The organism is Neobacillus phoenicis (assembly GCF_047302305.1).
Taxonomy (GTDB): Bacteria; Bacillota; Bacilli; order Bacillales; family Cytobacillaceae; genus Neobacillus.
In genome coordinates this window covers 5,117,146-5,137,763 of the sequence record NZ_CP154847.1, presented here as the reverse complement: position 1 = coordinate 5,137,763, position 20,618 = coordinate 5,117,146, and the positions used below count along the sequence as shown (strand labels likewise).

At 38.4% G+C, this 20,618-nt stretch carries 27 protein-coding genes; 22 read left to right on the top strand and 5 right to left on the bottom strand.

The window, feature by feature from the left end:
* Positions 1-34: 34 nt before the first annotated feature.
* A complete protein-coding gene (locus AA0X95_RS26205) occupies positions 35-898 on the bottom strand; it encodes an AraC family transcriptional regulator (RefSeq protein ID WP_413303468.1) in 864 nt (287 codons plus the stop codon).
* A gap of 220 nt (positions 899-1,118) precedes the next feature.
* Here AA0X95_RS26205 and AA0X95_RS26200 point away from each other — a divergent pair, with 220 nt between their 5' ends.
* The 6 genes from AA0X95_RS26200 (at position 1,119) to AA0X95_RS26175 (ending at position 4,820) form a co-directional block, all read left to right on the top strand.
* Positions 1,119-2,117, top strand: a complete 999-nt coding sequence (locus tag AA0X95_RS26200; RefSeq protein WP_413303465.1) for a glutathione S-transferase family protein — start codon at positions 1,119-1,121, stop codon at positions 2,115-2,117.
* Between the two features lie 30 nt (positions 2,118-2,147).
* Complete coding sequence (locus AA0X95_RS26195) at positions 2,148-2,651, top strand: GNAT family N-acetyltransferase (RefSeq protein WP_413303462.1); 504 nt, start codon at positions 2,148-2,150, stop codon at positions 2,649-2,651.
* 144 nt (positions 2,652-2,795) lie between these two features.
* Positions 2,796-3,281: an HIT family protein gene (locus AA0X95_RS26190; protein ID WP_413303460.1), complete on the top strand. Its 486-nt coding sequence runs from the start codon at positions 2,796-2,798 to the stop codon at positions 3,279-3,281.
* Positions 3,282-3,391: 110 nt separating this feature from the next.
* Entirely contained in the window at positions 3,392-3,703 is a 312-nt protein-coding gene (locus AA0X95_RS26185; protein WP_413303457.1) for a DUF3221 domain-containing protein, read from the top strand.
* A 15-nt stretch (positions 3,704-3,718) separates the two neighbouring features.
* Entirely contained in the window at positions 3,719-4,258 is a 540-nt protein-coding gene (locus tag AA0X95_RS26180) for an HD domain-containing protein (protein ID WP_413303455.1), read from the top strand.
* 67 nt (positions 4,259-4,325) lie between these two features.
* Positions 4,326-4,820, top strand: coding sequence for an N-acetyltransferase family protein (locus AA0X95_RS26175; RefSeq protein WP_413303452.1), 495 nt, complete (start codon positions 4,326-4,328; stop codon positions 4,818-4,820).
* Between the two features lie 66 nt (positions 4,821-4,886).
* Here AA0X95_RS26175 and AA0X95_RS26170 read toward each other — a convergent pair whose 3' ends face one another.
* On the bottom strand, positions 4,887-5,528 hold the full coding sequence (locus tag AA0X95_RS26170) for an aspartyl-phosphate phosphatase Spo0E family protein (RefSeq protein ID WP_413303449.1): 642 nt from the start codon (positions 5,526-5,528) through the stop codon (positions 4,887-4,889).
* Between the two features lie 163 nt (positions 5,529-5,691).
* Here AA0X95_RS26170 and AA0X95_RS26165 point away from each other — a divergent pair, with 163 nt between their 5' ends.
* On the top strand, positions 5,692-6,213 hold the full coding sequence (locus AA0X95_RS26165; RefSeq protein ID WP_413303447.1) for a YfiT family bacillithiol transferase: 522 nt from the start codon (positions 5,692-5,694) through the stop codon (positions 6,211-6,213).
* 31 nt (positions 6,214-6,244) lie between these two features.
* Here the strand turns inward: AA0X95_RS26165 and gpmA are convergent, their stop codons facing one another.
* Positions 6,245-7,012 carry a 2,3-diphosphoglycerate-dependent phosphoglycerate mutase gene (gene gpmA, locus AA0X95_RS26160; RefSeq protein ID WP_413303445.1) on the bottom strand — a complete coding sequence of 256 codons (768 nt, stop codon included), beginning with the start codon at positions 7,010-7,012 and terminating at the stop codon, positions 6,245-6,247.
* 140 nt (positions 7,013-7,152) lie between these two features.
* Between gpmA and AA0X95_RS26155 the strand changes: the two genes are divergently transcribed.
* The 5 genes from AA0X95_RS26155 to AA0X95_RS26135 all read left to right on the top strand — a co-directional run bounded on the left by AA0X95_RS26155 (position 7,153) and on the right by AA0X95_RS26135 (position 9,867).
* A complete protein-coding gene (locus tag AA0X95_RS26155) occupies positions 7,153-7,662 on the top strand; it encodes an N-acetyltransferase family protein (RefSeq protein WP_413303442.1) in 510 nt (169 codons plus the stop codon).
* Positions 7,663-7,750: 88 nt separating this feature from the next.
* On the top strand, positions 7,751-8,230 hold the full coding sequence (locus AA0X95_RS26150; protein WP_413303439.1) for a DinB family protein: 480 nt from the start codon (positions 7,751-7,753) through the stop codon (positions 8,228-8,230).
* A gap of 26 nt (positions 8,231-8,256) precedes the next feature.
* Positions 8,257-8,778 (top strand): GNAT family N-acetyltransferase, encoded by a 522-nt coding sequence (locus tag AA0X95_RS26145; protein ID WP_413303438.1) that lies wholly within the window; start codon positions 8,257-8,259, stop codon positions 8,776-8,778.
* Positions 8,769-9,416: a class I SAM-dependent methyltransferase gene (locus AA0X95_RS26140; protein ID WP_413303435.1), complete on the top strand. Its 648-nt coding sequence runs from the start codon at positions 8,769-8,771 to the stop codon at positions 9,414-9,416. Before AA0X95_RS26145 ends, AA0X95_RS26140 begins: the two co-directional genes overlap by 10 nt.
* Before the next feature lie 163 nt (positions 9,417-9,579).
* Complete coding sequence (locus AA0X95_RS26135; RefSeq protein ID WP_413303434.1) at positions 9,580-9,867, top strand: transposase; 288 nt, start codon at positions 9,580-9,582, stop codon at positions 9,865-9,867.
* A gap of 60 nt (positions 9,868-9,927) precedes the next feature.
* On the opposite strand, the gene AA0X95_RS26130 is transcribed toward AA0X95_RS26135, so the two are convergent.
* The gene (locus AA0X95_RS26130) at positions 9,928-10,323 is read right to left on the bottom strand and encodes a VOC family protein (protein ID WP_413303432.1); all 396 of its coding nucleotides are present in this window, start codon (positions 10,321-10,323) and stop codon (positions 9,928-9,930) included.
* A gap of 169 nt (positions 10,324-10,492) precedes the next feature.
* Between AA0X95_RS26130 and AA0X95_RS26125 the strand changes: the two genes are divergently transcribed.
* The 7 genes from AA0X95_RS26125 to AA0X95_RS26095 all read left to right on the top strand — a co-directional run bounded on the left by AA0X95_RS26125 (position 10,493) and on the right by AA0X95_RS26095 (position 14,527).
* Positions 10,493-11,770 carry an MFS transporter gene (locus AA0X95_RS26125; RefSeq protein ID WP_413303430.1) on the top strand — a complete coding sequence of 426 codons (1,278 nt, stop codon included), beginning with the start codon at positions 10,493-10,495 and terminating at the stop codon, positions 11,768-11,770.
* Complete coding sequence (locus tag AA0X95_RS26120) at positions 11,760-12,083, top strand: pyridoxal-phosphate dependent enzyme (protein WP_413303428.1); 324 nt, start codon at positions 11,760-11,762, stop codon at positions 12,081-12,083. The genes AA0X95_RS26125 and AA0X95_RS26120 overlap by 11 nt, the downstream gene beginning before the upstream one ends.
* Positions 12,084-12,096: 13 nt before the next feature.
* On the top strand, positions 12,097-12,249 hold the full coding sequence (locus AA0X95_RS26115) for a hypothetical protein (RefSeq protein WP_413303426.1): 153 nt from the start codon (positions 12,097-12,099) through the stop codon (positions 12,247-12,249).
* 282 nt (positions 12,250-12,531) lie between these two features.
* Entirely contained in the window at positions 12,532-12,873 is a 342-nt protein-coding gene (locus tag AA0X95_RS26110; protein WP_413303423.1) for a cupin domain-containing protein, read from the top strand.
* Between the two features lie 8 nt (positions 12,874-12,881).
* A complete protein-coding gene (locus tag AA0X95_RS26105; RefSeq protein WP_413303421.1) occupies positions 12,882-13,499 on the top strand; it encodes an FMN-binding negative transcriptional regulator in 618 nt (205 codons plus the stop codon).
* Between the two features lie 2 nt (positions 13,500-13,501).
* Positions 13,502-13,681 carry a DUF1272 domain-containing protein gene (locus tag AA0X95_RS26100; RefSeq protein WP_413303418.1) on the top strand — a complete coding sequence of 60 codons (180 nt, stop codon included), beginning with the start codon at positions 13,502-13,504 and terminating at the stop codon, positions 13,679-13,681.
* Between the two features lie 18 nt (positions 13,682-13,699).
* Complete coding sequence (locus tag AA0X95_RS26095; protein ID WP_413303416.1) at positions 13,700-14,527, top strand: DUF4037 domain-containing protein; 828 nt, start codon at positions 13,700-13,702, stop codon at positions 14,525-14,527.
* Positions 14,528-14,639: 112 nt separating this feature from the next.
* Here AA0X95_RS26095 and AA0X95_RS26090 read toward each other — a convergent pair whose 3' ends face one another.
* Positions 14,640-15,458, bottom strand: coding sequence for a methyl-accepting chemotaxis protein (locus tag AA0X95_RS26090; protein WP_413303413.1), 819 nt, complete (start codon positions 15,456-15,458; stop codon positions 14,640-14,642).
* A gap of 257 nt (positions 15,459-15,715) precedes the next feature.
* Between AA0X95_RS26090 and AA0X95_RS26085 the strand changes: the two genes are divergently transcribed.
* The 3 genes from AA0X95_RS26085 to AA0X95_RS26075 all read left to right on the top strand — a co-directional run bounded on the left by AA0X95_RS26085 (position 15,716) and on the right by AA0X95_RS26075 (position 20,370).
* Positions 15,716-16,351, top strand: a complete 636-nt coding sequence (locus AA0X95_RS26085) for a TetR family transcriptional regulator (RefSeq protein WP_413303411.1) — start codon at positions 15,716-15,718, stop codon at positions 16,349-16,351.
* Complete coding sequence (locus AA0X95_RS26080; RefSeq protein ID WP_413303408.1) at positions 16,348-17,619, top strand: MFS transporter; 1,272 nt, start codon at positions 16,348-16,350, stop codon at positions 17,617-17,619. The genes AA0X95_RS26085 and AA0X95_RS26080 overlap by 4 nt, the downstream gene beginning before the upstream one ends.
* 600 nt (positions 17,620-18,219) lie before the next feature.
* Positions 18,220-20,370 carry a PQQ-dependent dehydrogenase, methanol/ethanol family gene (locus tag AA0X95_RS26075; RefSeq protein WP_413303405.1) on the top strand — a complete coding sequence of 717 codons (2,151 nt, stop codon included), beginning with the start codon at positions 18,220-18,222 and terminating at the stop codon, positions 20,368-20,370.
* Positions 20,371-20,618 lie beyond the last annotated feature (248 nt).

Sequence of the window (20,618 nt, the reverse complement as noted above, 5' to 3'; positions counted from 1 at the left end):
GCCGTTTTTATTACATCATTTGTTGCAATCTGTACTATTTTAACGGAATCCAAATTTCAGAGTAATAACCAGGTCCCCAAGGATCCCCATCAAAATATACCTCTAATTCAGGTGTACCCGAATGCTCGTATTGACTGGAGGGGAACCACTCTGAGAAGATCTGTTTCCATGCATTTTGCATCGCATCTGGCATCGGCCCATGAACTTCAAATACTCCCCACTTTGCAGCTGGGATATCTAGCTGTAAAAAACCGTTAGGAATATCACCCTCATATTCCGTAGCAATCCAGTAATCCATTTTTTCCGGCGCTAAACCTTCCCGTTTATCCACACAAACACCAAGGACACCTTTAATCTGGCCATTGTTCAGTTGAACAAGACGATCGTTGGTTCCATCTGCATGAACATCCTCCCACATTTTAGGTATTTCCTTTAAATTCTCATCATTAATACATGAAAACTCTCTCTTGACTCCAATTACTTTAAAACCGTCTCTCTCGATAATCTTGTAATTCATCGGTTCTGCTCCTTTCAATGTTACCTGGATGGCCAGGCGGTTATATGATTTCAGCTTTCCCGAATGATTTCGTGCTTGGCTCGGCGTCAGTCCATGCTGTCTGCGAAATGCTTTTGAAAAAGCCTCCGGAGTGTCATAACCAAATTTCAGGGCGATATCAATGATTTTGCTGTCTGTAGTAGATAATTCCTGAGCAGCGAGCGTTAAACGTCTTCGACGAAGATATTCGCCTACAGAAACATCTGTTAAAATCGTAAACGTTCGTTGAAAGTGAAATTCAGATACATGCGCCTGCTTTGCTATCTCCTCAATTGAAATCTCATCAAGCAGGTGCCCCTCCATAAAGTCAATAGCTCTCTGCAACGATTCAACCCATCCCATAAAGCTCACTCCTTTAATTACATGCTAACAACCGAAGAATATTAAATCCTGTCAATTTCTGCTTTCATATAGCAGGTTTATTCTATTTTTATTTTTCTATTAATCAGCTTCCTTGTCTATAAAAAACTAATCAAACATTTCATGTTATTGCTTCCGTTTCCAACCATATAATAGTTAAAATGAGTGTAACTTATATGCTCAATATGGAGGGGTTAATAAAATGTCACTTAACGAAAAAAAAGAGACGATTCAGGAGATCTCCTCAGATGGTGCGTTTAAACGCCAAAAGAATAGCTTTACGACTCCATTTGGGATGAAGGATGGCGAGCTTCCAGTTGAGGCAGGAAGGTACCGGCTATTATGGTCTGCCGTTTGTCCTTGGGCACACCGGTCAGTAATTGTTCGAAGAATACTAGGTTTAGAAGAGGTTATTAGTCTTGGAACGGCAAGCCCAATACGACCTAAACTCCCCCATGTAGACTGGGAGTTCTCATTAGATCCAGACGGTGTGGACCCAGTATTGGGTGTGCGCTATATGAGTGAATTGTACCTTAAGACAGACCCTGATTACACAGGACGGCCAACAGTTCCAGTGATGATAGATATTATGGATCAAAGAGTCGTCAACAATGATTATTTTAAACTTACAAACTATCTAGAAACTGTGTGGGAGCCATTTCACAAGGAAAATGCTCCAAATTTATACCCAAAGCATTTACGGAATGAAATTGATGCATTGAATGATGTAATCTTTCATGAGGTAAACAATGGGGTGTATAAGTGCGGTTTCGCTCAGTCACAAGAAGCTTATGAAGAAGCGTATGACATCTTATTTCGTAGATTAGATGAATTGGAGCAGCAACTTGCATTCAAACGTTTTTTATTTGGAGATTTTATTACGGATGCTGATGTACGGCTATATGCTACGTTAGTCCGATTTGATGTAGCTTATTATTCGGCTTTTAAAGCTAATCGGAATCGTATTGTTGATTTTCCTAATCTTTGGGGTTATTTAAAAGACCTCTATCAAACACCTGGATTCGGAGATACGACTGATTTTGATGCAATAAAAAGGCATTATCATTTATCACACCATATTGCCAGCAATGATCAGAAAGGGCAAAATATCCTTCCGAAGGGTCCAGATCTTTCAGGTCTCCACTCGGTGCACGGTCGTGAATTATTAAGTAATAAAACGGAAAAATTCCTCATTAACTGAAGGTTAAACAAGATGGAAGCAGGTGGACCAATGAAGATACGTGATGCGAAACAGGATGAAGGTGTATTCATTCGAGAACAAAGAGTTAACTCCTACAAAGAACATGCACAGTATATTCCTGAAAGACATTGGGAAGCGCTTAAGCAATCGATTTCTTTAGAAGCTGATATGAACCCAGGAGTAGAAAGAATCGTAGCTGAATTAGATGGGGAAATCTTAGGCAGTGTGGCTCTGTTCCCAGCTAAAACGGATGCATACAACGGGTATATAGATGCGCAAGACTATCCTGAAATTCGTATGCTCGCTGTTACACCGGAAGCAAGAGGAAAAGGTGTGGCAACTGCGTTAATTGCAGAATGTATTCGTAGGACTAAGGAGAAAGGGTATGCATCTATTGGGTTACATACCGGAGAATTTATGGAAAGTGCTCAGAGACTGTATGAAAGACTCGGTTTTGAGCGTTTGCCGCAATTCGACTTTGAACCTGCAGGAGACGGAATTATTGTGAAGGCTTATCGGCTAATGTTCGATTGATTTTTTTATTATAGAAGAAACCTAACCCTATTTGAATTTTTAGGGTTTTTTTCTAATATTTTACTAAAATTGACTTTTGGTATATGATGACTAACGGCATATTTTTATAGGAAGCCAATTGAATGGGGAGAAAGGGGAACGTTTATGAGAAAAATAACATTATCGAACGGGAATACAGTAGAGGTTGAATGCTTAAGTTGTGCATTAACAAGCGGAATGATTGAGCCTGATGGGGGAGTCGTCGTGGAAACGGAACATTTCCATGCACATCAGGATGTCGCCTATCCGATCAAAGGGCTAATCATACTAGCATCTAAGCGCCATATCAAATGTTTTGATGAATTAACGGAAGAAGAAAAGCTTGATTACATAAATCTACTTACAAAGATTAGAAGAGCACAACGAGAAGTATTAGGTATCGAATATGTTTACTATTTTTATAATGAAGATACTACCCACCATTTCCACACCTGGATGGTCCCCCGCTATGAATGGATGTATGAGTTTGGTCGCTCCGTAGAGTCGGTTCGCCCCGTCCTGCTCCATGCTAGAAATAACATGAATGATGAAGAAAATGTAAAAAGCGTAATGGAAGCTATTAAACTGCTTACAGAAGAATTGAATAAATAGATGTAAACAGAGGCCGCTAATCGCATAGATTGGCGGCCTGATTAGAAACAACAGGAGATTTTTGGTCTAAAACAGAATACTAGTAATTATAAATAGGGAGGAATTCCACTATGAAAAAATTACTCTTGCTGTGGTTGCTGCTTGTAAGTGTGGGTTTATTAGGTTGTAATGGGGACCATGCGGTAAAAGGAAAGGTTGATCTAAAGGGTGTCATTACAGAAGTGGATTACGATAATAAGCGGATATTAATGGAAGACAAAAAGGAAGGGCTAGTCTGGGTCACATTACATGAAAATGGAGATATTTCTAAATATGTGAAAGGACAAGAGATCGTCGTTTGGATTAAAGGTGGAATCAGAGAATCCTCACCAGCACAAGCAGATGCACAAAATATTGAGTTTACAGCACCAAAAAATGAATAGAGAGAAGGAAAACGTGTGGATGTTATTGAAAAAGCGTTAAAAACAGCTGCTAAGGCCCACGAGAAACAGTATAGGAAAGGGACGGACATTCCTTATATCACTCACCCAGTAGCAGTAGGGATGATTTTAATGAAGGCGGGCTACAGTGAAGAAATGGTGGCAGCTGGAATATTACACGATACCGTTGAGGATACCATTCTATCCTTACAAGATATCGAGCAATTGTTTGGCAGGAATATTGCTCAAATAGTAGAGGGATGTTCAGAGCCTGATAAATCTCTTTCTTGGGAGGACCGAAAGAAGCATACGATTGAGTACCTAGCATCCGCTCCCGAAGAAATACGGGTCGTAGCTTGTGCGGATAAACTGCATAATATCAGATCAATTGCTGGCGATATTGAACAATTCGGTGATCAGGTTTGGGGTAGATTTAAACGGGGGAAAGAGCAACAAAAGTGGTACTATACCCATGTAATAGAAAGCCTTGGCCAAAAGTCTAGTTTTCAATTGCTTGATGAATTAAAAATCGAGGTAGAACGGTTATTTAAGAAATAGAAAAGAAACCTTATTAACCTAATCTCGTCTAGCTTATTATATGAACTTCATAAAGAGGTGAACCGAAGTGAAAATAGAAGAACTAACGTTGATTGAAGAACATCTTGATGAGCTTTCAGAGCTTTTAGTAAAGGTAGTAGATGAAGGAGCCTCAATAGGCTTTTTGCCACCTATGTGGAAACAAGATGCAGCAAACTATTGGAAAACCGTTCTTAGCCCAGATGTTATTTTATTTGTGGCTAAATTAAACAATCATATTGTGGGAAGTATTCAGTTACACCTATCGACGAAACAGAATGGAAGCCATAGGGCAGAAATAGCGAAATTAATGACACACCCAGAATACCGTCGTAACGGAATCGGTCGTTTACTGATGGAAAAGGCTGAGGAAACTGCAAGACAAATGGAGAGAACATTAATTGTTCTTGATACAAGAGAAGGAGATCCGTCTAATAAACTCTATAGTTCGTTAGGTTATACTCAAGCGGGACGAATTCCGAACTATGCGAAATCAGCCAATGGTGAATTAGCTGCAACGATCTTTTATTATAAGAATTGCTAAGTAAAAGACTTGTCAACTGTGGTGAATATTAGAAAAAACCCCTCTAATCAAGAGGGATTTTTCATATCAACCAATAATCTTAAATTGTCCGCCCATTCCATTATCTATTACTTTCATTTTTAAGGGTTGGTTGAATTTTTTTGCTAACCCTTTAATTATTCCGTAATTAAAGGAGGAAGAGTAATCTGGTGTGTGACAGAACAATTGAATCTCATTCTTTATATCCATAAAAGGCAGGTACTCACCGATATAGGAAGAACTTTTATGGTTAAGATGAAAAATGTGATTTAAGTGCAGCAACGATTGCTCAAAGCTCTGAACGGTATCTGGAAAAATACAGTGAACGGGAACTGCCTCACCTATGGCTTCCAATACTTCAGCACCATGACGTTCAGAAAGGGCTTCTAATAAGGTGTTGGCAAAATCAATCCGAAACCAATCGTTGGTAGCAAGGATATTTTCGCTGATGCCGAAAGGGAGCTCAAGTTTTTCCTTTGAGGAAACATCTAATATATTATAAATGAAATTGTTGTGGACCATCGCCTGATTTGTCCTCTTGAGTGTATATGGACGATTGACTTTAGAGTGAAAGTTCATCAAGCTTTCCAGTTCCTGACTAACTTTGAGGGTCTCATCAGAAGTTAGCCCTACAAGACCAATTGTTTGATATAGCTGTTGTCTTTTAAATTCAATTATATCTTTCATCATGTTCTATCTTCCTTTAAATGAGCCGTCATCTTATCGTGAAATTAATTTCCTATATTATACATTAAATTTCACATAAAGAACATGCAACCACATAGAAAGATGGTATGATATCCTTACAAGGCGAATATGAGTACTTAGGAAGAATTCGAAGATTAGGGGGGATTTGATGGAGGCAAACTATCCAATTGGAAAATTTCAATTTGAAGGTCAAATAACGAAGAGCATCATAGAAAATTGGATTAATGATATTGAAAAGTTGCCAGTGTTACTGCGCGATGCAGTGTTTGATTTAAACGATGATCAGCTAGATACACCTTATCGATTGGAAGGGTGGACTGTTCGTCAGGTAGTACATCATGTGGCGGACAGTCATTTGAATGCATATGCACGCTTTAAATTAGCTCTCACAGAGGACAAACCGATTATCAAACCTTATGAGCAAGAGAGATGGGCAGAGCTTCCCGATTCTGCATTGCCAGTTATTATTTCATTATCATTGCTCGATGCTCTGCATAAACGCTGGGTGACCCTCCTTCGCACCTTAACCACTAGTGAACTTGAAAAAACATTCATTCATCCAGAATCAGGAGAAGTGTCTGTGGGGAAAAATATTGGCATTTACGCTTGGCATGGGCAACATCATCTTGCACATATTACTTCGTTACGAAATAGAAAAGGTTGGTAAAATTATTAGACTGGGTTGCTATGGTATAGAACTAGCCAATCCAATCGTGTGTTTCAGGATTATTCAAATCCATATGACGTGGGATTGTACCTTCGGGGACCTCGCCATACTGGTCAAGATAGTAATGCCTGATTGGATGTAAATCATCGTCTAACTCGTAGACAAGAGGAATGCTATTAGGAATATTGAGACTCACGACCCCATCATCGGGAATGTTGTCGAGATATTTTACTAGTGCCCTTAATGTATTCCCATGTGCAGAAATAATGACCCGTTCATTGTTTTGCAAGTTTGGAACAATTTTATTATTCCAATACACTAAGGTTCGTTTTTCTGTATCTAGAAGACTTTCTGCGAGAGGAATTTTGTCTGGATTAATTTGCGCAAATTTAGGTTCTTTTTGATCTATAGCATGACCCTCTGGTGATATGAATGGAGGTCGGATGCTGGCTGAACGTCTCCATTCATTGACTTGTGTTTCCCCATAATGCGCGATAACTTCATCTTTATTCATCCCTTGCAAAGCGCCATAATGTCTTTCGTTTAATCTCCAGGATTTATATACAGGAATCCACATAAGATCCATCTCATGAAGCAGAATCCATAATGTTCTAATGGCTCTTTTTAAAACCGAAGTATGTGCTACGTCAAAGATAAACCCATGTTTCTTTAAAATAGCTCCAGCTTCTCTCGCCTCGCTGTAGCCATAATCAGTAAGGTCAACATCTGTCCAGCCAGTAAAGCGGTTCTCTAAATTATAAAGACTTTGCCCATGTCTGATAAAAACAATCTGTTTCATTACTTTCACCTCTAGGTTCACAAACTATCTTTCTGTAGTTTGTCCATTTCTAAAAAAATCGTGCAGGAATGTTAAAGGCCATTGAGGAATTTAAATGTTTCAGGTTTATTTTTCGAAAAGATCATAAATGAGGTGTGTTTATGAATATAAGAAAAGCTGTTTTATCCGATGCAAAGGGAATAGCGAAAGTCCACGTGGATTCATGGCGGACTACGTATGCAAATATTGTTGCTGAGGATTATTTAAATCAATTGTCCTATGAAAAACGTGAGGAAATGTGGAATAGTATCATACCAAACGGCGGTGTTTATGTTGCCGATAATATTGATGGTACTATCGTTGGTTTTTCATCTGGAGGAAAAGAAAGATCAGGAGAATACCCTGGTTTTTCGGGTGAATTATATGCGATTTATATTTTAAAAGAGTATCAGGGCAGAGGGCTAGGCAAAGCGTTAGTAAAACCAATTATCAAAGAACTTCAAGACCAACAGATTAATTCCATGCTTGTATGTGTGCTCGAAGATAATAATTCCCGGCTTTTCTATGAAGCTCTAGGGGGCAAAAGGATCGATTCCATTAAGATAGAAATGGGTGGCGAGGAGTTTAATGAGCTTATTTATGGGTGGGAACATATTGGGTCATTACTTTAAAAGAGATTGTATTCAGATGAAAAAAAGGTATCCAATCACGAATGTGGCCTATCAGAATTAAATAAAGGATTATATGGAGGGGTAAAAAATGCAAACACTATTCCGATACAATTGGCAGGTCAGAGAAGAGTGGCTCTCATGGTGTGGAGATGTTCCGTTGGAGGAATTGCTTCGTGTCCGAACGGGAGGGGTAGGTGGAATCTTACATACACTTTTCCATATTATCGATGTGGAGTGGAGCTGGATTCGCTTATTACAGGGACAGCCAGATTTTCAAGAGAAATTTGAGGAGTACCAAAGTTTAGAGAAAATCCGTGAGCTGAATGAATTATTTCGTCAAGATGTCCGGGGATTTGTGAATTCATGGAATGCAAGTATGGAGGAAAGAATTCTAACTCTTCCCGAACCCGATGGAACTGTGGAGACATTTACTTGGGGCGAGGTCATGCGACATGCGCTCGTCCATGAAATCCACCATATTGGACAAATATCGATTTGGGCGAGAGAAGTGGGGAAAAAGCCCATTTCTGCGAATCTAATTGGAAGAGGACTTGCGCAAAAGGATTAGGGTCAGCGAACAAAGGGTGAAGGAACATGATAAGGAATGATGAATTACTTATTAGAGTGATGACTCATGAGGACCTTGAAAAGATGGTTTCGTGGTTAAATGATCCGAAGGTAATACAATATTATGAAGAGCGTCCGTTAAACCAAGATGAAGTTTTAGAAAAATATGGACCTAGAATTGAAGGAAAACATTATGTTAGTCCTTGTATTGTAGAATTCAACAACAAATCAATAGGATATATCCAATACTACGAAGTTCAAGAAACAGAAATGAAGACATACGGATACCCTTTAAAACAACATATCTTTGGAATAGATCAATTTATTGGTGAGACGGAGTTATGGGGGAAAGGGCTGGGTACTTCAATGATTGTATTGATGCTAAGATATCTTAGTAAGACTAAAGGTGCCTTTACGGTTGTGTTAGAGGTAAAGACTAAGAATAGTCGAGCAATTTCTTGCTATGAGAAGTGTGGTTTTAGAAAAATAAAAAAACTTAATAATGACCTAATCTTAATGGAGTGGATAAAGGAGAAAGTATGGCATTAATTAATCGGGTGAAGGAATTTATTGATGGTCAGTATAGCAAGCCTCGAGGACTAATAGGAACCTATTTCGGAGAAAAGATGGTGCGGCAGCATAAGCTGGAAACGTTATGGACACTTGAGTTATTAAAAGTTGCTCAGGGAGAATGCGTATTAGAACTAGGCTGTGGTGCAGGGTATGCAATGAAATTGATTCTCGAACAAACATTAGCAGCTCAAGTAGTAGGTTTGGATCTTTCAGCTACTGTCATTCGGTCCGCGGCCTTTAGAAATAAAAAAGCCATAGATGAAGAAAGAGCTAAATTGGTTCATGCAAATGTAGAAAAGCTCCCTTGTCAAAATGAACACTTTGACAAAGTATTTAGCATACATACGATTTATTTTTGGGATAACATAGCTGAGACGTTCTTAGAAATTTACCGGGTATTAAAGCCGGGAGGATTTTTTGTAGTTACTTTATGTGATGGCAAACATGGTGAGGTATGGGAGGGGGTAAAAAATATGATTGAAGATCAATTAATTCCTAGTGCTAACAAAAGTGGATTTCAAGAGGTAACTTTAGTAGAGGGGCCAAATTCTAGGCAATTTCGTACAGTTGCGGTTATAGGGAACAAGAAACCAAATAATAAACTTTCACAATAGTTTCAAATTATTACACACAGCGATGTGTCCGTATTGTTGTATTGATTCAGTTATAGGAGAGAGCGCTGGTTTTCCTATTACCAAATATTTTTTACAAGGAATGCACGAAGCTTGGTTTTAACCTCCCTACAATGGCAAATATGGTAAGGAGGTGATATTTTTTATGAAATTCATATTAATTATTGGAAGTATTCTGGCACCCCTGCTTTTGGCTATCTTGCAAAAAGTTCAGCCAAAACTACGCTTGTTAATTAATATAGTCGCAATCTTATCGGCACTTGTTTTTGGTAATATTTCATCCGTAGCTATATACGAAATCATAAAGGATGATACGGTATTCATGACCAATATCCATGGCATATTCTTAAATCCACTATTCTTATTAACCGGAGCTTATTTGGGTATCTATTTTATTTACCGAATGGTGATTTGGACACTAGAGGAAATATAAATGAAGCCTTGTCCCGTTTTAGAGAGACAAGGCTTTTTATCTCTATCTGAAAAATGAAGGCTATTTGTCTGTACCACCAAATGCAAGACAATAGTTATCAGGATCAACGATGGCAAATTCTTTCCATGGTCCTGACTGAGGGTCAATCCAGGGCTCAATAATCACTTTAGCTCCTTTTGTTTTAAACTCTTCATATAGTTCATCTAAGGCAGTCCAATTCTCTACATAGCAATAAATATCGGCTACGGGTAGTTGGTATCCCTTTGCCGGCCTGTTAGGGTGGACGTCTTCAGGTGCATTTGCTTGAAGTAATTTTATCCCTAATCCTGTAAAACCATCGCGAATGGCCCACCAATCTGTGACTTCACAGCCTAGCACATCTGCGTAAAATTTCTTGGATTTTTCCAAATCTGAAACTAGTAACACCTTTAATGAACTATGTATTTGTTTATTCATAGGTTTCCCTCATTTCATCATTTATAATGTTAAAATATTCCTTAATTGTAAAATTAATTTTATAATTAGTCTAATAACTTTTCGTTATGAAGGTATGACTATCCTGTATTACCATTCCTTCTTTTTCTCCAATATGCTTAATGTAAAGTAATCGTTGGAGGAGTGTTGGATGAAGAGTAATCTTTCTTTGTTTAAAAATAAATCTTTTCTTTTCTTTTTCTTTGCTGCCTTGTTTGGGGTGTTAGGGGAAGGAATCTATGGATTAACCGCAATCGTTATGGTTCTTGAAAAGACGGAATCGGTTGTCGAGATTGGAAAACTACTTGTGTTCACTTTATTCCCTTCTGTTGTCCTTGCTCCATTTCTAGGTGTGTTAATTGACCGTTTTAATAAAATCAAGCTGGCATTTCTATGTAATCTTTTGCGTTTTCTTACCATTGTCATTATCCCGGCTAGCGTGGCTTTGGGTTTTTTTCGAGTATCTATTTTCTATGTTTCTATTCTATTAAGTTATATGATCTGGTTTATTATAGAACCACTCAAAGAAAGTATCTTAAAGGAAATCCTGAGTCCAGAAGAATACAAACAAGGAATTTCCCTCGTACAGGGGGCATGGCAGTTGGGGCTGTTGGCATCTGCTATCATTGCTGGAATGTTAATGGATAGACTAGGCACGACCGAATCAATTTTTACAGCAAGTTTAGTTTATATTTTGGCAGGATTCTTATTTGTTGGTATCAACACTAAGGGTGACAAAGCAACAAACGACATAAAGGGGAAACCTACCCTTAAGCAATATATAGCAGAGCTGGTACAGGGATGGAAGTATATTTTTATAAATAAAAAAGTCCTTTATTTTGCCTTGGCCACCAGCATGGTGCTGCCATTCTTCTATTCTATTAATACACTGATTGCTCCTTTTAATTATCAAACGCTCAAAGGTGATGGAATTTCACTGGGAATCATTGAGAGTGGAGCTGGAATCGGTAGTCTTATTTCTGCTATCCTATGCACTCTTTGGGTAAAAAACCAAGCCATTTCACGGGTGGTCCTAGCAGCCATTTCATTAACGGCTTTATCAACCGTGCTATTTAGCTTAACAACCAGTGTGCCCTTTGCCTTCATCATGTATCTGATGATGGGAATGTTCATTGGGATGGTAAAAGTGCTCACTAGACTATTGCTGTTTGAACAAGTGGAGGAGAAGTTGATTGGCAGGGTGATGACATCTGTTACGTTTGTTAGTTTGACTGTATCGATTATGATGTCACTTTTGATTGCCTTTATTGGTGAAGTGGGCCTTACTTACGGATATCTTGCTATCAGTATGGGGTTAATCCTACCCTTTGCTCTTACTTGGAAAGGGTCTAAATCTAGGAGTTTAGCAAACCTTTTTGTGAAAAAGGAAAAACTGTCTGACAAGGAGGATGGGGTTTATGATGCATAATATTCTCAATTTAGAGGATATCAAAGAAGCTCGCGAACGGATTCAACCATACATTCGTCATACCCCTTTGGAATACAATTGGGAATTAAGCAGTTTATTTGCTGCGAACATTTATTTGAAGTTAGAAAATCTGCAGGTAACTGGAAGCTTTAAGGCGCGTGGCTCTTTTAATAAGCTATTAACCTTAAATCAAGAGCAACGAGAACGGGGAGTGATTGCTCCTTCTGCCGGTAATCATGGGATTGGTTTGGCCTATGTGGCTCATCAACTAAACATTCCCCCACTAGTATTTACCAAAGGAAGCAGATTCTAGTAAAGTAAAGGCATTGGAACAAATTGGTGCTTTAATTACATTTTTTGATAAGATTGAGGAGGCGAGGCTGGCAGCATTAGAGGCCGCGGAGAACAAGGTGGCAATCGTCATCACCGGTCGTAATATATCTTGGTCGAGGTTTAGTTCACTGATTAATGGAATGTGATTATTTTTAATGCCTTTTTTAATAGTTATTTTTATTTAAAAGTATCTCCTTTTAAAGATTCGCTGATAAATTCTTAAATCCGCTGATAAAATCCGAAATTCGCTGATAAAATCCGAAATTCGCTGATAAAATCCGAAATTCGCTAAAAGCCAAAAATTCGCTGATAAATCAAAAACTTTCTTAAAAAGTGTAATTTAATACTATAATCTGTGGTTTCAGAAGCGTGATTGTACTAGATACAACAATTTTTTATAGAATAGCCTGTAAAAAGGAGAATCTACAATGAAAATAAGCAAACATAATGCGGAGCATTACACATGGGGGAGTCAGTGTGATGGGTGGCATCTGGTCAATCAGCAGGAACTCAGTGTTATCCATGAACGAATGCCGAGTCAAACATCAGAGGTACGGCATTATCATCAACAGTCACGACAATTTTTCTTTGTTCTATCAGGAAATCCAACGATAGAAGTGGATGGGGAACAATTCACCCTAACACCACAAGAGGGGATCGAAGTACCCCCACACATCCCGCACCAAATGTTTAATGAATCCAGCAGCGACGTGGAATTCTTAGTCATATCGCAGCCGACTAGTAAAGGTGATCGAATTTTAGCCAAATGAGGTGCAAAATGTATATTCCTAAACATTTCAAAATAGACGATCTTGAAATTATCTATAATATCATTGAAAAAAATAGCTTTGCCACGCTTTTTTCACAGCATAACGGCAGGCCATATGCCACACATTTACCGTTATTGTTAGAAAAAGAAGAAGGAGTATTATACGGGCATTTTGCTCGTCCGAATGAACACTGGAAGGACATTGAAAATCAGACGGTACTCGTTACGTTTCAGGGGCCCCACGCATATATTTCCCCTAGTTGGTACGAATCCATCCAAGCCGTTCCAACGTGGAATTATGTAGCGGTTCATGTTTACGGACAAGTGGAGATTTTACACGAGGAACAAGAAATCTATGATGCTCTTTTTAGCATGGTAGATAAGTACGAAAAGCCAGGCAGCTCTTATCGATTCAAAGAGATTGATAGAAACTTTATTGATGGGATGAGTAAAGGAATTGTAGCTTTTAGAATCAAAATTACTGAAATAGAAGGAAAAGCAAAATTAAGTCAAAACCATTCGGTCGAACGTCAGGATTTGGTGATTAAGCAGCTAGAGCTCTCTCAAGAATCCGACCAGCTGCAAATTGCAAAGTTGATGAAGAAAAATCATAAAAAGGAGTGTTAGAGATGGCTTTGGAAATGAGAAAAATATGTGAGAAATGTAATAAATCCGTACAGGACGAAGGAGTAGCGTATATTTGCATTTACGAATGCACTTTTTGCCATGATTGCACGGAAGAAATGGACGCTGTATGCCCTAATTGTGGCGGAGAACTCGTCAAAAGACCGCGTCCACCGAAAAAGTGATATTTAAGGAGAAAATGAATGAATCAACTAGAAGTGGTAGCAAGAGATATAGCAACGGTTTATGGGAAAAACAACAAAGTAATCTCCGTTATGATGGCCGGTTCGGTTTCACGAAACTTGAGCGATGAATTCTCGGATATCGAAATTTATGTGCTATGGGAAGATGGCCCAACCGATGCTGAACGGAAACAGACTATTTCACAATTGGATGGAAAAATTTTATCTTTCTTTGATTTTGAAGATGAAGAGTGGTCAGAAGCATATAGCGTTAACGGGATAAAAATAGAAGTTAGCAATTTTCTTTACGAGACTATTAAGAGATTCATAGGTGATGTAACTGTAAGTATGGAGACGGAAATTGAGAAACAGCTGATTGTTTCATCGATTCAAGATGGAATTCCCTTATTCGGACTGGAAAAAGTGATAGATCTTAAGAAGAGGGTACAAACGTATCCAAATGAATTGCAAGTGAAAATGGTAGAATGTCAGCTGTTTTTTAGCAGCAGATGGACAGCGAGAGATGCGTTTATCCACCGAGGGGATTTCTTCATTTATCAGAAGGTGGCCTCGGACAGCATTGAAAAGATATTACTAATCCTTCATGGATTAAACGGTAGGTATGTTGTGCACCCAGCGTTTAAGTGGCTTACCTATACCATCGATCAACTTGAGCGTAAGCCTGCGGACCTAGAGAAAAGAATATTTAACATTATTAACAATCAAACAGAACAAAGTGTTAGAGACTTAGAGACTTTGCTTGAAGAGACCGTGGATTTAATAGTAGCACATCTGCCAACTGTTGAAGTAGAGGAGTTCAAGAAACAAATAAGGGGAACTCGGGCTTAAATTAGTTGTTTTTTTGAAGAGATTGTGTGATTGGTAGGGAAGCTAAGATTACGGAAATAACTGCGACAGATATAACGAAAGAAGGCATCCTAGCAATGGATGCCTTCGGGTTTTATATTCTGGTTGCCTGGAAGTTTAACTCTGAAGCAGTGTTTACAATTTGTTCAAACGCTTTATTGAATGCTTCCATCTTTATTGCTTGTTCATGAGAATCTGAAGAAATTTGTTGAATGTTGGTGATGATTTTTTCTAGATTAGCTACCATCCCTTTTAATTGTGGCTCTACACCTTCAACAGTTTCTCTATTATTTTCCGCCATTTTCTCTATTTCCTTAGCTACCACAGCAAAGCCCTTTCCATGTTCCCCGGAACGGACAGCTTCTATTGAAGCATTTAGACCCAAAATACGGGATCTAGCTGCTGTTTTCTTTAAAATACCCAATATTTCCTCTATCTTTTTGATTTCATCTCTTAGAAAAGTAGTTTTTTCATCAAGTTCTTTTAGTTCAGTTGCGATCTGTTCCGTTACTTTTGTTACCTCTTCTGATGTAGTAGCTAATTCACCACTAACACCAGTTAGTTTTTGTGCTCCTTTTCGTAATACATCCACTTTATTGTTTGAAACAATAGTAGAAATAACGCCTATTATTTCATTGTTTTCTATAATAGGGGTTGCTGTTGAAATATAGGCAACACCAAAAATTTCTGAATCACGTTCTTCCTTTTGGGGCTCGCCAGTGATTAAAGCATTGTGAGTCACAGTCCCTTTAAAATTATCCGCAGTAGCGCCAATTGGGATCTTAAGATCAATTGTATTGCCAGGGATGTAACCTATGACCTTTTCAGTGTCTGCTAAAACTATACAAGCATCTTCTGCATGTGTGGATTGAATAATTTCCAAATTATTTAGCAATTGTTGTAACCGATCCAAAGTAATTCCTCCGTTAGAAAAAGTGGTGTTAGTATAATAAATATAACATTTTTTACATAAGATAACAGACTAGTTAAAAAATATATTTTATTTAATAGAATAACATTAATGCATGATTATAGAGGCGATTAAAAAAACGATAACTACTTTTATTTTTAAATAAATTTCCATATGTTATTGAAAATGGAAAAAAATGAATTATAATAAAACTGACAACGATGTCAGTTTTATTTTTATCGTTATGGAGGGGACCTACCTTGTCACCTAAAATTTCTGACAGTGAAAAAGACAAACGTAAAAAGCATATCATCGACTCAGCGATTGTAGTATTTACAAGAAAGGGATATGTGAACTCGACGATGCAGGATATCGTTGATGAAACAGGAAAGAGCCGTGGGTGGGTGTACTTGTATTTTTCAAATAAAGAAGACATTATGCTAGCAATACTCGCAGAAAATGATAAAGAAACAGAGGCTCAAATTAATAACCTTCTAACAAGTGGACTTTCCGTATGGCAAGGGCTGAGCGGCTTAATCGATCTGATGGACCAGCAATTTAACCATGCTTCAGACGAACTGCCAATTGTGGTATATGAGTATTTCATCAGCGGATGGAAGCAGTCGGAACGACGTGAATACCTGGAAACCCACTACAAAAAGCAGCATGAAAGCTTATCACTCTATTTACAAAAGGGTGTCGCAAACGGAGAGTTTAAACCAAGTGTGGATTTGGATGTGATTATTAAAATGATTACATCCTATTTTGAAGGTCTCTTACTTCACTCAAAAGCAGCTGGCAGCAATAACGTTCGAGTGAGTGAACAGTTAAAACTGTTCAAATCAATATTAAAGTCTGTTTTACAAGTCGATGAAACGAAAAGGGAATGGTCATGACTATTTTTAAAAATACGGTCTTCACAAAATTATTTTTTGCCGCATTTGCTTCACAGCTTGGAACGACGATTGGTAACGTTGCCTTTGCCTTCTATTTATTAGATCATTTTAGCAAACAGCCGTTTTATGCAACCATAGCAGAACTAATGTATTCCCTGCCTATTTTGCTTGTTTTCTTTATGGTAGGAGTGGCTGCTGACAGGCTCGATCGGAAGAAAATTGCCGTTAACACGGACTGGATTCGAGCCATCTTGACAGGCTTTTTATTAGTCGCTGTTTACTTTAATATCCTTTGGTTAGTATTTGTGATCCTGTTTCTTAGAAGCGCCGTTTCAAAGTTTTTTGCCCCAGCAGAAATGAGTATTTTACAGGGGGTGCTTAACAAAGAACAGTATATGCAAGCATCGGGCTTAAACCAAACGGTACTTGGTTTGTTTATGTTGTTTGGAATGGGAATGGGTGCGATTTCCTATCACTATATCGGATTAATGGGTACCGTCATCATTGACGGGGTTAGCTTTATCATATCTGGGCTCCTCATCAGCAGTTGTTCCATTCCGTTAGAAGCACGGCTTCCTAATGGAAAAACACATATAAAGGATATTCATCTTTCTACCGTTCTCACTGATTTTAGAGAAGGATTAAAATATATTCTTAATTTTAAACTGTTAAAATCCATTGTTTCTGGATTTCTTGTATTTGGTCTTATTAACGGTGCCTTTGCTGTTCTACCGCTCTTTACAATGAAATATAAACTTGCCCCAGAACATTTTGCGCAGTATGCTTCTTTATTTTCCATCTTTTTAGGGATCGGTTTTGTACTTGGGAGTGGAATTGGAAGCCCGCTGATTAAGGTACTCAAAGTTCATCGAGTGATCATTGGGGGCATCATCTTAAGTGGTATTTTTACCCTAATTATGGGAACTGTCGAAAATGTATGGCTCTATCTTTCCATCGTATTTATAATGGGTGTCCTCATTGCCCCAGTGAATGTGGCACTGTCAGGCTGGATGACTGAGCTCGTGGATCCCAAATTTATGGGGAGAGTTTCAGGGTGGGTTGACCCGTTAATGATGCTGGCTCATTCCGTATCCTTGGGGATCATCGCATTTATTTTCCCTGCATTCGTAAAAGTAGATACTATTTATTGGGCTGTTGGTATCTTATTGATGGTTGTAGGGGTCTATTATCTCTTTGTGTTACCAAAACTGGTTTCAAAAGAAGTGAAAGTAGCAAACATCCAAACTGTTCCTACTTCAGCAGAATAACCGAGAAGCCTTTGGAAAAAATTGTAGGAAAGTGAAACTATTTTACATTGAGCATCGACTAACTAGATAACCCCCCTAGGGTTGTGTTTATAGAGCCCGGCACTAGTTGCTGGGCTTAAATTATTTATTTTGGACCTTGCTGATTTTTTAGTAAGGTTCTTTTTCTGTTTGGCTATGTTATCATACATTGTTGATTTTCGTGTAGGTATGAGAATCATAAGAGGAGAAATTCCCTCTATTGTATAAAAAGTAAGCTTAATAAGCAGAAATAAGAGGAGAAATTCCCCTTAACAGCTCTAAATTAAGACAAAATTCATCGATTTGGATCAAATAAAGGGAAAAAATACCCTTATTTTTAAGGAAATAAGGGTATTTCCCAATTTAAGCGGAATTTTTCCCTTTATTTTTCAAATACTGTGAAATCAACATTCAGTAATAACACAGCCTTCTGTTTAAATAGTGGAACTCGGACGATTCTCCTACTAAAATTTATAAAAAATTATGATATTTAGAGTGCCGAAATGGGTATTACATTAGAATAATCATAATAAACTAGATTTATAGTTATTATAATCTATAAAAAAGAAAGCAGGTGTACGGTTGGGTAATAGGAAAAATGGTTGGATTATTTCTGGGTTTACTGGTCTCTTTGTGATAGTTGTCCTCTTCTATTTTTTTCTTACTTCGGTAGGTGAAAAGGAACAGGTAGATGGAAAGCCTACAGACAGCGAAAAGCCGCCTACCACACAAGTAGAAGTTAAGGACCCCGCTCTTCCGGCATTTACAAGCGAGCAGTTGACAGCGCTGCCAAAGGACAATTGGATTACAAATGGAGGTAGTACATTTAATCAACGTTACTCCACCCTTGATAAAATCAATACATCCAATATTAAAAATCTAAAAGGAAAGTGGGTTACCCATCTCGGATCAGGTCAAGAGTTTAAGTATTCTGGGGAGGCGTCACCCGTCGTTTATAACGGTGTCATGTATATCATTACTGGTGCGAATCAAGTATCTGCAATTGATGTGAAAAAAGGTGACACCTTATGGACTTATAAACCGAACATTAGCGAATTAACTACTGTTTGCTGCGGTTGGACTAGTCGTGGTGTAGCACTCGGCGATGGGCTAGTGTATGTTGGGCTGTTAGATGCTAGGTTAGTTGCTCTCGACCAGAAAACAGGTAAAGAGGTATGGTCTACAACGGTTGATGACTGGAAAAAAGGCTACACGATTACAAGCGCACCTCTTTATTATAACGGAAAAATTTATACAGGTATTTCTGGTGGTGAATATGGGATTCGTGGCAGGGTAACCGCCTTTGATGCGAAAAATGGGAAGGAACTTTGGCGTTTCTATACGATTCCAGGCCCTGGGGAAAGTGGACACGAGACCTGGCCTAGTGACACTGATTCATGGAAGCGAGGAGGCGCACCTGTATGGCAAACTCCGGCGGTTGATCCGGAGTTAGGGCTGCTTTATTTTTCAACAGGTAATGCCGCACCTGACTTAGACGGAAGTGTAAGAGAAGGGAATAATTTATTCTCTGCTTCCATAGTAGCCATTGATGCAGAAACAGGAAAGTATAAGTGGCATTTCCAAGAAGTTCACCACGATATTTGGGATTTAGATTCACCAAATCCCGTCATTTTATTCGATGTTAAAAAGGATGGAAAGAAACGAAAGGCTCTTGCACAGGCAGGTAAAACAGGTTGGGTTTATATACTCGACCGGACGAATGGGGAACCGTTAGTAGGAATTGATGAAACACCTGTACCACAGGATAAACGTCAAAAAACATCGCCTACTCAGCCCATTCCAACAGGTGATGCTTTTGTCCCTCAGGTTGTAACGGAAGAAGATATAAAGAAAGAAGTAAAGAATTATAAAGGAAATATTGGTAAGATTTTTGATCCTTATTGGGAAGAACCTATACTTGTAAAACCATCGACGTTTGGAGGAGCTAACTGGCCTCCTTCAGCATATAACCCTGATACTGAATACTTTTATGTGTTAGGAACGGACCAATATTCTACTTTTACAAGAAGTGAAGAAGAGTATAAGGAAGGAAGTATCTATTTAGGTAGTATCATCCAACCTGTACAGGATGCACCTGTAAGAGGAACCATCACGGCTATTGATGTAAAAACAAATAAAATAGCCTGGCAGCAAAAGTGGGATGCCAGTGCGTATAGCGGCGTACTAACCACAAAAGGCGGCCTTGTCTTCGTAGGACATAATGATGGAAGGCTGATTGCATTTGATGCTAAAACTGGTGATCAAGTATGGGAATTTAAAACAGATGCAGGTGTTAATGCAGCTCCTATAGCCTATGAAGTAGATGGAAAGGAATATATCTCTGTTTTAGTGGCAGGAAACGCATTAGCCGGTTCTAAACACGGAGACTCTTTATGGACCTTTTCTTTAGATGGGAGCATCGAATCAGGGACTACTCCTGAAAATACAAATGACCAAAAGGAAACGGAGAATGGAGATACTACTGCCAGTGTGGATGATGGCCAGAAGGTATTTGAAGGAAATTGCCTAGCCTGTCATGGAAGAGAAGGAACAGGTGGACATAATGGACCTGACCTACAGCTAAGCCAGGTAGCAAAAGATGCGGAAAAAGTCATGGAAAGAGTTAAAAATGGTGGAAATACCATGCCGGCCTTTGGTGAACTTTTAACTGAAAAACAAATCAAAGATGTAACAAAATATATTACTGAGATTGTAGCGAAAAAACGCGAATAAAATAATGTAGGTTGACTCAAAAAAAGGTGTGAAATCTTTTGGAATCGAGTCAACCTCTTTTTGATTTTTAGGGGACAAATACCCAGGTGGAAATTACTATGTATATATTAGAATAAACATGTTATTCTAAAAAAATAACCAAACTAATTAAACGTTTGATTAAATCGGGTTGGGTTATTGGCAATTAACGGTGTCTGAGACGAGGTTGTTGCCAACTCTTCATATTATCGTTATTCTAATAGTTGTGG